This is a genomic window from Peptostreptococcus sp., assembly GCF_977045075.1.
The window spans coordinates 1-14,348 of record NZ_CDRRTB010000038.1; the positions used below are offsets into that span (position 1 = coordinate 1).

12 protein-coding genes are annotated in these 14,348 nt (G+C 35.3%); all 12 read left to right on the top strand.

Annotation, left to right across the window (positions count from 1 at the left end; genetic code table 11):
- Positions 1-1,054: N-acetylmuramoyl-L-alanine amidase family protein (locus tag ACW6OJ_RS04540; RefSeq protein ID WP_456095884.1), on the top strand; the 1,054-nt coding region annotated here is incomplete at its 5' end.
- Between the two features lie 286 nt (positions 1,055-1,340).
- Positions 1,341-1,604, top strand: coding sequence for an HPr family phosphocarrier protein (locus tag ACW6OJ_RS04545; protein WP_293427057.1), 264 nt, complete (start codon positions 1,341-1,343; stop codon positions 1,602-1,604).
- Positions 1,605-1,671: 67 nt separating this feature from the next.
- Positions 1,672-3,390, top strand: a complete 1,719-nt coding sequence (ptsP, locus tag ACW6OJ_RS04550; RefSeq protein WP_455104630.1) for a phosphoenolpyruvate--protein phosphotransferase — start codon at positions 1,672-1,674, stop codon at positions 3,388-3,390.
- A 276-nt stretch (positions 3,391-3,666) separates the two neighbouring features.
- A complete protein-coding gene (locus ACW6OJ_RS04555) occupies positions 3,667-4,320 on the top strand; it encodes a hypothetical protein (protein ID WP_313964066.1) in 654 nt (217 codons plus the stop codon).
- Positions 4,321-4,522: 202 nt separating this feature from the next.
- On the top strand, positions 4,523-5,419 hold the full coding sequence (locus tag ACW6OJ_RS04560) for a helix-turn-helix transcriptional regulator (RefSeq protein ID WP_293427048.1): 897 nt from the start codon (positions 4,523-4,525) through the stop codon (positions 5,417-5,419).
- A gap of 62 nt (positions 5,420-5,481) precedes the next feature.
- Positions 5,482-6,096: a GyrI-like domain-containing protein gene (locus tag ACW6OJ_RS04565; RefSeq protein WP_455104656.1), complete on the top strand. Its 615-nt coding sequence runs from the start codon at positions 5,482-5,484 to the stop codon at positions 6,094-6,096.
- A 12-nt stretch (positions 6,097-6,108) separates the two neighbouring features.
- A complete protein-coding gene (locus tag ACW6OJ_RS04570) occupies positions 6,109-6,660 on the top strand; it encodes a ClbS/DfsB family four-helix bundle protein (RefSeq protein ID WP_455104631.1) in 552 nt (183 codons plus the stop codon).
- A gap of 9 nt (positions 6,661-6,669) precedes the next feature.
- Positions 6,670-7,557 (top strand): radical SAM protein, encoded by an 888-nt coding sequence (locus ACW6OJ_RS04575; protein WP_455104632.1) that lies wholly within the window; start codon positions 6,670-6,672, stop codon positions 7,555-7,557.
- A gap of 248 nt (positions 7,558-7,805) precedes the next feature.
- On the top strand, positions 7,806-8,783 hold the full coding sequence (locus tag ACW6OJ_RS04580) for a hypothetical protein (RefSeq protein ID WP_455104633.1): 978 nt from the start codon (positions 7,806-7,808) through the stop codon (positions 8,781-8,783).
- A 146-nt stretch (positions 8,784-8,929) separates the two neighbouring features.
- Complete coding sequence (scfB, locus tag ACW6OJ_RS04585; RefSeq protein WP_293699514.1) at positions 8,930-10,303, top strand: thioether cross-link-forming SCIFF peptide maturase; 1,374 nt, start codon at positions 8,930-8,932, stop codon at positions 10,301-10,303.
- A gap of 3 nt (positions 10,304-10,306) precedes the next feature.
- A complete protein-coding gene (locus ACW6OJ_RS04590; protein WP_455104634.1) occupies positions 10,307-11,974 on the top strand; it encodes an ABC1 kinase family protein in 1,668 nt (555 codons plus the stop codon).
- A 12-nt stretch (positions 11,975-11,986) separates the two neighbouring features.
- Positions 11,987-14,348: single-stranded-DNA-specific exonuclease RecJ (recJ, locus tag ACW6OJ_RS04595; RefSeq protein ID WP_456095885.1), on the top strand; the 2,362-nt coding region annotated here is incomplete at its 3' end.

Sequence of the window (14,348 nt, forward strand, 5' to 3'; positions counted from 1 at the left end):
AAGATCCAATAATCATAGAAGGCCCAATAGTCAAGTGAGTAGGACTAGGCCGAGGAAGAAAAAAATAATTAAAACCAGGTTGTTTTTAGTCCTTTTTGTTTTATTTATAATTTTCTTTGCCATAGGTAGGCTAGTATGGTCGAGTCATAAGAATGCCCAGGCTAAAAAAGCCCAAGAGGCTGCACAGAGCCAAAAGTCTATCGAGCTCATGGAAGAGAAGAAGAGGAATGTTATAAACGTTGCAGTTGATGCTGCCAAGGGTGGTATAAATGAAGGAATGACCGCCTATAGGGGCAGTCAAAAGGAAAAGGATATAAATCTAGAAATAGCCAAATATATCAAGGATAACCTTTCAGACCAAGCAGATATTAATGTAATAATGGTGAGGTCCTATGATGAAGATATGAAGCTGTCTGAGAGGGTGGCCTATGCAAAAAAGAACCAGGCAGACCTATATGTGTCTATAAGGTTAAGTGCCCAGGCGAGTAGAAACGATGCTTCTGGAATAGATACTTACTATATTAGCCCAGAGGATATAGAGTATGATTCTCTAATAAAGGATGAAAATAAGAAGACGGCATCTATTAAGAATTCTAATAAGACTAAGGATTCTGATGAAAGTAAGGGAATTCAGACATCAAAAAACAAGACAAATACAGGTGAAAGTGCAAAAAAGACTTCGGGTCAGGAAGATAATAAGGTAAGTGATAAAAATAAGGAAGATCCTACTAAGGATACAATAAAGGAAGTAAGTGACAAGCCCGAAAGATTGAACCTTTCAAAGCTTTTGGCAGAAAGCATACAAAACACAACTGTATCCTATGTAGAGATGAAGGATAGGGGTGTGCTAGAAAAGAAGTTTGATATCTTGAACTTTACGCAGATGCCGGCAGTTATAGTCCAGTGTGGCTTCATAAGCAATAAGGATGATGCCCAAAAACTAGAAAATGAAAAGTACCAGCAGGATATAGCTAAGGGGATTAGTGAAGGTGTCCTAAAGTTTGTAGATGAGCACAGGGCCCAGCTAATAAAGGATAGGATAAATTATAGGTAGTATGATAGGAAATATTGGGTATAATATTTATTAAATATCCTTTACTCGTGTTCGAAAATTATAGAATTTGTTTTTTTGTAATTTACAGAAAATATTTTAAATAAATACTAGTAATTTAATTGAATTTAGGGTAAAATACAGGTATAATAATATTTGTTGAATATATGGGGACGAAAAATGACCTCTAGGGTCGCAATCCGTCAAAACCATTTATCAAAATATAGTTTATTAGAAAGTCTATATAGTCTTAGGTTTTCACAAATACGAGAATTTTTTGGAGGTTATTATGGAAAAGAAAGTAACAATTATCAATGAAACAGGCTTACATGCTAGACCAGCTAGTATGTTCGTTAAGAAGGCATCTGAATTCAAGTCAAGTGTAGAATTAGTTTGCAATGGCGAAAAGGTAAATGCTAAGTCAATCATGGGTATAATGAAGCTTGGCCTAGCTAAGGGTACTGAAGTAGTTATCGAAACTCACGGTGAAGATGAAGAATTAGCTTTAAATTCAATAGTAGAATTAATTGAAAGTGGTTTTGGAGAAAAATAGTATAACTAGACTGTAAAATGTTAAGAGTTTTCTCTTAACATTTTATTTATATTTGATGGAGGTAGGCATGTTATTTAATGGTATTGGAGCATCACCAGGAATTGTAATAGGTAAAGCCCTAGTGGTAGAAGAAAATGAAATAGTAATAGAAAAGAAGGCTATCAATGATGTTGAAGCTGAAGTTAATAAATTAAATGACGCAGTTAAAGTATCAAAGACAGAACTAGAAAAGGTAAAGGCCAAGGTTGCAAATGATCTTGGTGAAGAAGAAGCGGAAATATTTGGAGCCCATCTTTTGGTTCTAGAGGATCCAGAATTTATAGGTGAGGCAGAAAACAAGATAAAGTCAGAGTCACTAAATGCTGAATATGCCCTAAATGAAGTAAAGGATATGTTTGTGACTATATTTGAGTCTATGGACAATGACTACATGAGGGAAAGAGCAGCAGATATAAAGGACGTTACTAATAGGGTACTTAGGCATATACTTGGAATAAAGATTGTTGACCTTTCTGCAATTGATGAAGAGGTAGTTCTAGTAGCCCATGACTTGACTCCTTCGGACACGGCCACTATGAACAAGGCTATGGTTCAGGGCTTCCTAACTGATATAGGAGGAAGGACCTCCCATACTGCAATAATGTCAAGAACTCTTGAAATTCCAGCAGTAGTAGGTCTAAGTGATATTACATGCCAGGCCAAGGACGGGGACATAATAGTATTTGACGGTGATAAGGGACAGGTATATATTAATCCAGACCAGACCCTAATTGATGAATACCAGGATAAGAAGAGGGTTTTTGAAGAAGATAAGAAGGCTCTTGCCCTATTAAAGGGTCAGGAATCTAAGACTATAGATGGTAAGAGGGTAGAGCTGGCTGGTAATATAGGAACACCAGATGATGTTGAGGGCCTAATAAAGAACGATGCAGAGGGCGTAGGTCTATACAGGACTGAATTCCTATACATGAATAATGATGAATTCCCAAGTGAAGAAATCCAGTATGAAGCCTATAAGAAGGTTTTAGAGGGTATGGATGGTAAGCCAGTTGTAATTAGAACACTTGATATAGGTGGAGATAAGAAGCTAAGCTACTTTGAAATGGATGAAGAAATGAATCCTTTCTTAGGTTACAGAGCTATAAGATTATGCTTAGATAAGACTGACATCTTTAGGACTCAGCTAAGGGCACTTTATAGGGCTTCTGTACACGGTAAGCTTAGAATAATGTTCCCGATGATATCCTCTCTAGAAGAATTGCTGGCTGCTAAAGAAATGTGCCAGAAGGTAAAGGATGAGTTGAAGGCTGAGTCAGTAGCATACGCTGAAGATGTAGAGCTAGGTATGATGATAGAAATACCATCTGCAGCAGTGATCTCTGATATATTAGCAAAGCATGTTGACTTCTTCTCAATAGGAACTAACGACCTTATCCAGTATACTTGTGCAGTAGACAGGATGAACCAGAAAATAAGCTACCTTTACAACCAGTTTAACCCTGCAGTATTGAGATTGATAAAGCTAGTGATTAAGAATGCCCACCAGGAAGGCAAGTGGGTAGGTATGTGTGGTGAAGCAGCAGGAGACCAGAAGATGATACCAATCCTTCTAGGTTTTGGACTAGATGAGTTCTCTATGTCACCAATATCTATATTAAGGGCTAGAAGACTTATAAATTCTGTTACTGAGGCAGATATGCAGAAGTTGTCTGATCAAGTTTTAGGTCTAAGCACTGCAGAAGAAATTGAAGACTATATGGATAAGTTTATAGATTCCAGGAAGTAAAGTGTAAAATACATTTAATATGATGTAATATATACTAAATATATAAGCAAAATATCCTTGAAAACAAAAAATATATGCTACACTAATAACTGGTTATAGGGCTATAAAATCCTATAATATCAAGGCATTAGAGCTTTTTAAAAAAATAAGGTATATTGAATTCTTATTCAAATACCTTATTTTTTTGTAAAAAAAACTGGACTTAAGGCTGAAAGTGTGTTAATATAAGGTTGGAAATGATTTCCTGATGTTGAATATTAAGCGGAGGTGTAGCTAATGTTAGGTGATATTATAAGGTATAACTTTTTTGCACTAGATGATGTAGACTATGAGACATACTCTTTAGACTACGCAGTTATTTTGGATATAGACGAAGACAAAAATACTGTGAAGATTTTGCCTATATCTAACAAGTTTAGCAAGGATTCTATTGAATCGTTCTGCATTGGCCTAATTCCTGGATTTGTTGAAATCAAGAATGAAGGATATGTGAGTAATAAGCAGTACGTACACTTTAGCAAGGTCATCGATGTTAGACCTGAAGAATTACATCCTGTACATGTTCAGGATATAAGTGGTTCTATACTTAAAAATGAGAATGACAAAGCTATAAGTGTGGCCCTGACAGATGACCAGTTGGAAAGAGTCTTGAGAAAATACAAGATTTACGAAATTGGTGAAGAGAGAAACTTAATCAACTTACTGATGAAGTCAGATGCCCAGTTCGTATTGGCAGATTCAAATGAAATCGGCCAGATACGCAATGTATGCAACAAGGAAATGGACAAGTATAGGGAATATAACTTTAAGGACAAGAAGGTCGTAGTTTTCTTCGTTGAAGGTAAACGTTATTCAGTTGTCATGGTTCCTACAGACAACAAGGACCTTGCATATAGAAACGATAGCCTAAAGGCTGCCCTAGCTAATTAATTTGCTATTACTTTTTGTTTTTTTACAAAACTACCATAATAACATGCACTTTTATAGTGCACAAACGTCGGACCTTACCAATCCGGCGTTTTTTCTATAACAAATCCCCCAGATAAACTGGGGGATTTGTTATAGAAAATAATATAATATGACAAAAGATGTCATGTTACTGTGGTATAATGAATCGAGGAGATTTAAGATGATGAAAAATAATAGATTGTTTAGAATACTATATTACATTTTAGAAAAAGAGAAAGTTACGGCAAATGAGCTTGCAGATAAATTTGAAGTGTCAGTAAGAACGATTTATCGAGATATTGACTCAATTAGCGGTGCTGGGATACCAATTTATGCTACTCAAGGAAAGGGTGGTGGTATAGAAATTGCCAAAGATTTTGTGCTGAGCAAATCATTGCTTACTGAAAGGGAAAAAGAGCAAATTATGTCAGCTCTTCAAGGATTGGATAATACTACTAAACATTATGAAAATGAACTCATGACTAAACTGTCTGCATTATTTAAAATGAAAAGTACTAATTGGATTGAGGTCGACTTCAATAATTGGCAAAACAACAAGATGTATGAAAGAACATTTAATGATATTAAATCTGCCATTTTAAGTAAGAGTATTATTTCATTCTCATACTTTAGTAGCAATGAAGAAGAAACAAGCAGAAGAGTTAAACCTGTGAGGCTTCTTTTTAAAGGACAGGACTGGTACCTATATGCCCTATGTTTACTTAGAAATGACTTCAGGTATTTTAAATTGTCTAGGATAAAAAATTTAGAAGTTCATGCCGAAAAATTCGAAGACAGCTTTGAAAATTTAATACTGAAAAAAGAAATTCCATATGAAAATACAGTCAACATCAAAGTTAAGTTTGATCATAAAGTTGCCTTTAGAGTATATGATGAGTTAAAGGGAGAAATCGTAGAAGATGATGGAAATCTATACGTTGAAATAGAGATGCCAAATGATTATAACTTATTTAACTATATTCTTTCCTTTGGAGATAGTGCTGAAGTATTAGAGCCAAAGGAGATACGAATACAGATTAAGGAAATGATAAATAAAATGGCAGAAAAATATATAATATGACATATGGTGTCAAGTATCTCTCTGTATAATAAAATTATCAAGATACAAAGGGGGGGTGGATGATGAAATATGAATGGAGAAAAGAAGAAAAAAACCTTTATGGTGTAAGGCAAACGCCAATTATTGTAGATGTGCCAAAGCAAAAATTTATTATGATAAAAGGTGAAGGTGATCCGAATAAAGCTGATTTTTCTGACAGAATATCCGCTTTATATTCACTTGCTTACACAATCAAAATGCTATTTAAAGCAAGTATGAAAAATAGATCTGATGATAAAATTACAGATTTTACGGTATATCCACTAGAGGGGATTTGGGAGAAAGGTGATGAAAAAGCACTTGATAAAAGTAAACTTAAATACTCATTAATGATTAAACAACCCAATTTTATTACACAGGATATATTTATAAAAGCATTCGAAAATGTGAAAAAGAAAGAAACGAATAGCTTGTATGATGAAATAAGTTTTGAGGAAATTAAAGAGGGTAAAGCCATACAGATTTTACATGTCGGAAGTTATGATGATGAGCCGAAATCGTTTGAACAGATGAAAGAATTTGCAAGAAAATTTAATCTTACAAGAACAGGCAATTTTCATAGAGAGATATATCTTAGCAAAAAGAATAGGACATCAGAAGAAAAACAAAAAACAATACTGAGATATACAGTTAGATAAGGAGATTAGATTATGCCAAGACCTAGAGCAAAAAAAGAATTATTGACTGATGCCAAGGAAAACTATGAAAAGTTTAATTTACTTATTTCAAATATGACCGAGGATGAGTTAAATACACCTTTTGATTTTTCAAAAGATGAAAAGAAAAAAGAAGCTCATTGGAAAAGAGATAAGAATTTAAGAAATATTTTAATTCATCTCTATGAATGGCATCAGCTTATTTTAAAATGGGTATATTCTAATCAAAAAGGGGAAGAAAGGCCATTTTTGCCTAAACCATATAACTGGAAAACTTATGGGGATATGAACGTAGAATTTTGGAAGAAACACCAAAATACTTCTCTTGAATGTGCGACTGAAATGTTTCATAAATCCCATAGGGATGTTTTAGAGTTGGCTGAAACATTCACAGATGAAGAATTGTTTACAAAAGAGATATATAAGTGGGTCGGAGGAAGTGTACTTGGATCTTATTTTGTAAGTGCGACCTCGAGCCATTATGATTGGGCTATGAAAAAGCTTAAAACTCATAGGAAAAATTGCAAATCGAAAAAAGTAGGGTAGGGATTTAAAGTGCATTTTACTAAAGTAAAAGGAATCTTATCTTCAAAAAATGGAATGAACTTGTTTAGGGGTTGTACACATGGATGTATATATTGTGACTCAAGAAGTAATTGCTACCAGATGAACCATAAATTTGAGGATATAGAGGTAAAAGAAAATGGAATAATTCTTTTAGAAGAAAGATTAAGGCGAAAGAGAAATAAATGTATGATTGGTTTAGGTTCAATGACAGATCCCTATCTTAGTGAGGAGATGGACTTAAACTATACGAGAAAAGCTCTTGAACTAATAAATAAGTATGGATTCGGTGCTACACTGATAACGAAATCTGCGAATGTCTTAAGAGATATAGATTTACTTAAGGCAATAAATTCAAAAACTAAATGTGTTATTCAAATGACCTTGACAACCTATAATGAAGATATGTGCAAAAAAATTGAACCCAATGTTTCAACTACGAGACAAAGATTTGAAGCATTAAAAGTATTGCGAGATGAAGGGATACCGACAGTAGTTTGGCTATGTCCAATATTGCCATACATAAATGATACGGAAGAGAATATTCTTGGTATTTTGAATTATTGTAAAGATGCCGGTGTATATGGGATAATATGCTTTGGTATGGGTCTTACACTTAGGGATGGTAACAGAGAATATTTTTATTCCCAACTAGATAAAAAGTTTCCAAGATTGAAAAATAAATATTTGAGTGAATACAGAAACGGCTATATAGTGACCAGTCAAAATAATAAAAAGTTAATGGGTCTATTTCACAGATTTTGTGAGCAGAATAATATTGCCCATGATAATGAGGCTATATTTAATTACTTGAATTTATTTGAGGAAAAGGAAATTTCAAAGCAACTAAGTTTTTTTGATGAAATATTTGGCGGCTAATGAAGCACTAAATGACCTGTATGCAAATACAGAATATTAATTAGCCTATGATGGCGCAAAGTCAATGCTCTTGCTGGATAATTTAGGTGATTTATTATATCGTAGGAATTCAAGTGAAATATTAAATATTTTTGTGACCTACAATGCAAAAAAATATGTGTATAAACACTTATATACAAGAATAATTATATATTTTTTTGTGAATTATAAGAAAATATGGTATAATAAAAAATATCTATGAAATGGAGGTGGAGTTTTTGAATTTATTCAAAAAGACTATTGTTGCCAGCTTGGTACTTGCCATGACTTTGACAGTAGGATGTGGTAGCAATAAAAAGACTGATACCAATAGTAGTGATAAAACCCAGAAAACAGAATATATTACAGAGATTACGAAAGACAATGTGGAAGAAGTGGTTATTGAATATAAGGAAATATTGTCATATTACAATGACCTCAAGAATAACTTAAAGACAATAAGTGATGCTAGTAAGAATCCAGAACTTGAGAGCGACCTAGTTTCAGCCAAGGACCTGATCAAAAATGGTCAGACGCTTTTAGCTAGTACAGATATTAAGTACAAGCCTTTAAATGAAGCAAAGGATGTCTTAAAAAAGATGTATGTAAAATCTCTAGAGATGGCAGACCATGTTCTGACTGATTCTACTAAGTACAAGAGGGAAATGAAGGAGTACGATAGTCTCTTCAAGGATTTCAAGGAAAAGATGGACAAGATAAGGCAGGATGTTGAAAAGGTTAGAGGTAAGTCTGTTAAGGCAAGTGATGATCAGACTGTGACAGATGATACCGATAAGAATACTACATCTTCAAAAACTGACAAGGACCAGACTTCAAATAAGAAAAACGAAGATACTGATAAGAACCAGACTTCAAATAAGAGAAGAACTGATGAAGATTCCAATAAAAATAACAGGTCTTCAAATACTAATAAGCCAAGTAATAACGATTCAAATTCTAATGACGATCAAGGATTTGTTCCAAAGGTTTCTAGCTTAAATAACAGTCTAAGAAGTGAAATTAGGAGTGCCGGTGCTAATGCAGGTAGTAGTTTTAGACAGAGTGGTGGTAGTGAAAGCCAGCTTGAATCTGTAGCCACTCAGATGTTCAATGACCTTGAAGGCGATAGTCCTATCCAGGGAAGCCAGATTTCTGAGGCAAGATCTATTTTTGTAGAGGCCTTTAAGGCAGCCTTCTATGGAAACTAAGTTATAGGACCTAAATTAAGTTTAAATAGGGATATATTATTGATTTTTAAATAAAAACCAATCCATATGGGTTGGTTTTTTTGTATAGCAATATAATCGTGTGGTATAATAAAGTGTAAAGGATTTTTAAAGTAGGAGGAAATAGGGTGGAATTAATACATAAGTATAGTTTGAATGGATATAATATCGTCATAGATGTGAATGGAGGAGCTGTTCACGTAATAGATGACGTGACATATAGGGTATTAGACTTTTATAAAGAAATAGGTCTAGAGGATATAATAAAGACTCTAGAAGGTGAATTTGAGGCTGACAAGATTAGGGAGGCCTATGAAGAAATAAAAAACTTGGAAGAAGAGGGACTACTGTATTCAGAGGATGAGTACAAGTTCCATCCTAGTTTTGTAAATAGGCAACCAGTAGTAAAGGCGCTCTGTCTAAATGTTGCCCACGACTGCAACCTAAAGTGTAAGTACTGCTTTGCTAAGCAGGGAGACTTTGGTGGTAAGGCTGAGCTTATGCCTCTTGAAGTTGGTAAGAAGGCCATAGACTACCTAATAGCAAACTCTGGTAATAGGAGAAACCTTGAAATAGATTTCTTTGGTGGTGAGCCACTGATGAACTGGCCAGTAGTCAAGGCATTGGTAAAGTATGGTAGGGAAGTAGAAAAACCTGCTGGAAAGAATATAAGGTTTACAATTACGACAAATGGAGTTCTTCTCGATGACGAAAAGATAGACTTTATAAATGAGCACATGCATAATGTAGTCCTATCGCTTGACGGTAGGAAGGATGTAAATGATGGTATGAGACCAACTGTAAACGACAGGGGTAGCTATGATATTATAGTACCGAAGTTCCAAAAGTTAGTTAGTCAAAGGCCAAAGGACAAGTACTACTATGTTAGGGGTACCTTCACTAGGGATAACCTGGATTTTTCTGAGGATGTAAAGCATTTTGCAGACCTGGGCTTTGAATTAACATCTATAGAACCAGTTGTAGATGATGAGTCTAATCCATTTGCCCTAAGAGAGGAAGACCTTCCAAAGATTTTTGAGGAATATGAATCTTTTGCAGATGAACTGGCAGATAGGCAGCTAAAAGGGGAAAAGATGAAATTCTTCCACTTTATGATTGACCTAAACCAGGGGCCATGTGTTATCAAAAGGATAACAGGCTGTGGGGCAGGTAATGAGTATATATCTATAGTGCCAAATGGGGACATCTATCCATGTCACCAGTTTGTAGGTAAAGAAGACTATATACTAGGTAATATAAATGACGAAAGAATTGAGATACCTGAAGATGTTACGACTATGTTCAGGGAGGCTCATGTATATAACAAGGAAACTTGCCAAACATGTTGGAACAAGTTCTACTGCTCTGGTGGATGTCATGCTAATGCAATAAATTTCAATAATGATATCAAAAAACCATACGATTTAGGCTGTGAAATGCAGAAGAAGAGGACGGAATGTGCCATAATGATTCAGGCAAAATTACTGACTGAAGGTGAATAATATATGAGGATAAGCTATAAATATCTAGGTAGATATAAGGAAATCGCTGGAGTTTTAATTAAATATGGATTTGGATTTATCGTAGACAGGCTTAATAAGGATTCTATATCTGCCAAGGTGGTTGGACATGGACCTAGCATAAAGAGTAAGTCTATGACAACAGCACAAAGGTTAAAGTGTGCCCTGGAAGAGCTAGGGCCTACCTATATAAAAATCGGACAGATCCTAAGCACTAGGAAGGATATTTTTGATGATGAGATAATAGGTGAGCTTAGTAAGCTTAGGGATGATGTCGAGATGTTCGATAACGATATAGCTATGTCTATTTTAGAGGAAGAGCTAAGTTGTCACAGAGACCAGGTATTTTCATACATTAGCCAAGAGCCAATTGCTGCTGCTTCAATTGGTCAGGTTTATGAGGCTAGGCTACTTGATGGTAGAAAGGTAGTTATAAAAATCCAGAGACCTGGTATAGAGTCAACTATCAAGGCTGATATAAGTATATTGAAAAATATTGGTTCCAGCCTTAACAGCATTAAAAAAGACTTTAATCTAGATGTTGAAGAGCTTATCAAGGAAATGGAAATCCAGCTTTTGAGAGAGTTGGACTACAAGTTTGAGTCTGTAAATGGGGTCAAACTAGGAAAGATATTTAAAAATAGTAGTGAAATATTTATACCTGAGATATTCAGTGATTACACAAGTAAAAAAATCTTGGTTATGGAAAAGGTGGAGGGTATTTGCTTGTCTGAACTAGACCAGTATAATCTAGATGATCAAGAGAAAAAGAGGATAGTAGACATAGGAGTAAGGTCCTTTTTTAGGCAGGCCATGACATGTGGATTCTTCCATGCAGACCCCCATCCTGGAAATATGTATATACTAGAGGATGGTCGCTTGGCCTATATCGATTTTGGAATGATAGGTCTAATAGATGATAAGACCCTAGGTTTCCTAAATCAACTAATAATAGCCTCTACAAATAAGAATATTGATAAAATAGTTAGAGTTTTGACCGATATGGATGCCATGTCTGTCGATATAAATACGGAGGCCTTGAGAAGGGACCTTCTCTATTTAATACACTACTATTATGATATACCTTTTGATAGGTTGAGTATAACAGATATATTAGATGAGGTCTTTAGGTTTATGAGAAACCATAAGATCAAACTACCTTCACAGCTTATCATATTAGGTAAAACTGTAATCACCCTTGAAGGAACATCTAGGGGCATGTATAAGGACTTTAGTGTGGAGAGTATTGCTAACTCTTACCTCAAGTACTATAGGGAAGAAAAGGTAGATCTTAAGAGGAATTTATTGAGATTTAAGTCAAATATGGACGAGTACTACTATGAGTGGATTACAGTGCCAGGCCAAATAAAGACTATCCTGTCAATTCTAGAGAAGAATAATATGAAGCTAGAACTTGGAGAACTAAAGTCTCCTAGCTTGGACAATAGTATAAAGAAGTTCACTACTCAGATGTCGATGAGTATAATGCTGGCAGCCTGCATAGTAGGGTCATCCCTTATTTTGGCTTCGTCAAATATACAAAATAGCGTAATGATCAAGTATGTGAGTATTATGGGATTTATGATATCCTTTGTTATCGGTATTACCCTAGTCTTCTTGATTTTTAGGAATAACTACCATGACAAGAAATAGAGGAGGCCTTTGATGAAAAAATGGAATATACTACATAGGCAAGAGCCATCTAGAAATGACCTGATGGAATCTATGTCTATACCGGAGGAAATAGGCCAAATCCTCCTAAATAGGGGCGTAGAAACCCAAGACCAGGTCAAGATGTTTACAGACCCATCTCTTAAATACCTAAGAGATCCCTTCCAGCTAAAGGATATGGATAGGACCGTTGAGAGGGTGAGAAGGGCCATATCTGAAAATGAAAAAATATGGATATTTGGAGACTATGATGTGGATGGTGTATCCTCTACATCTATCATGATCCTTTATTTTAAGTCAATCGGATATCCTGTCGACTATTATATACCAAACAGGCTAGAGGAGGGATATGGCTTAAATACAGAGGCTATTGACCATATAGCTAGCAAGGATGGTAGTCTAATTATTACAGTAGATTGTGGTATTACCTCTGTAAAGGAGGTAGACTATGCCAAGGGTTTAGGTATCGATGTCATAATAACAGACCACCACGAGTGCCAGGAAAAGTTACCTGATGCCTATGCTGTGGTGAATCCAAAGAGGGATGACTCTAGTTATCCCTTTGAGGGTATATGCGGATGTGGTGTTGCCTTCAAGCTGATCCACGCCCTGTCAGGTAATGAAGAATTTTACAGAGATATTAATAGGTACTTAGAGATAGTTTCTCTTGCTACCATATGCGATATAATGCCAATATTAGATGAAAATAGGATTATTGTAAAAAATGGTATGGAGATTTTAGGCCAGGGCAACAATTTAGGTATGCAGGCCCTCTTAGAGGTCTGTGGACTAGATGGGACGAAGATAAAAAGCTCGCATTTAGGCTTTGCAATAGGACCTAGGATCAATGCCTCTGGTAGGCTTGGCTTTTCCAAACTTGGAGTTGAACTCTTTACAAGTGATAGTCTGGAAGAAGCAAAAAGTCTGGCCCTAATGATGGATTCCAAAAATACAGAAAGGCAGGAAGTTGAGGCCAGGATTCACATGGAGGTAGAGGATATTCTATCTAAGGATACTTCCTATAGAGACGATAAGGTCCTGGTGATTTCAGGCAAGGACTGGCACCATGGAATAATAGGTATAGTTGCATCAAAAGTTACAGAAAAATACTACAAGCCCTGTATACTTCTTTGTCAGGATGGGGATATGGCTGTTGGATCTGCAAGGTCCATAAAGGGCTTTGATATTTTCTCAGCCCTGTATGAGTGTAGGGACTATATGACTAAGTTTGGTGGCCACCAGCAGGCTGCTGGAATGAGTATGGAGGTAGCAAAAATTGCTCTTTTAAGAGAAAAAATAAATAAGATAGCTAACTATGAGCTAAACCAGGAGGACCTAGTAGAGGTAATCAAGGTAGAGTATGAAATTGATCAAGCTAGTCTAGACCTAGACCTAGTTGACAATCTCCACATCTTAGAGCCTTTTGGTATTAAGAACCCTACCCCATATTTTATGATGAGAAATTGCCTCTTAAAGAGGTTGATGCCAATTGGTAGAGACAAGAATCACCTTAAGCTTCTTGTGGAAAAGGACAAGGACTTTGATGTGATAGGCTTCAATATGGCCTACTTGGGAACTGGATATCAAGAGGGAGACCTTATTGATCTTGTTTTCCAGGTTGATTCCAACACATTTAACAATAGGACGAGTCTCCAATTGTTATTGAAGGATATGAGGTTGTCAAAGCCTAAGAGCCTATATCCAGGTCCACACTATGGGGAAATTATAGACCTCATGATACCAGACCCAGGAAAGGCTGCTCATAGGGCCACACAAGATGGCAAAGAGGAAACTACAAGTAGAGACAAATATGTTGACTATACACATATAGATAATATATTTAAAATAAAGACTCTATCAGATGCTAAGGAAGTTGAAAAGTCACCAAATATAGGATTTCTGGACCTAGGTGACTCCAACTTAATGCTTGTAAATACCATCAATGGTTATTTTAAGGCATTGTCGGATAAAAATCTGTATTATGACCAGAAAATAGACCTTATATACCCAAGAAATATTGATAAAATTGACTTAAAAGTATATAATAAAATTATTGTATACGACTATTTAGACTCTTATGATCAGTACAATAATTTAGTTAAAAAAATAGGGGACTCTGACCTACTTATTAATTATGATAAATCAGATTTTATATACTTGAAAAACAAGTTTAAAATGCTTGAATTTGACAGGAAGGAATTTGTTGTTGTATATAAAAAATTGATGGGTATTAATATAGGTAAAATAAAATATAGCCAATTGATTGAAGCAACAGGCCTCAATCCAATCAAGCTAGACTTGATTTTAAAGGTCTTGAAAGCTGAAAATCTCTTGAGCTTTGATTTAAATTTGGATA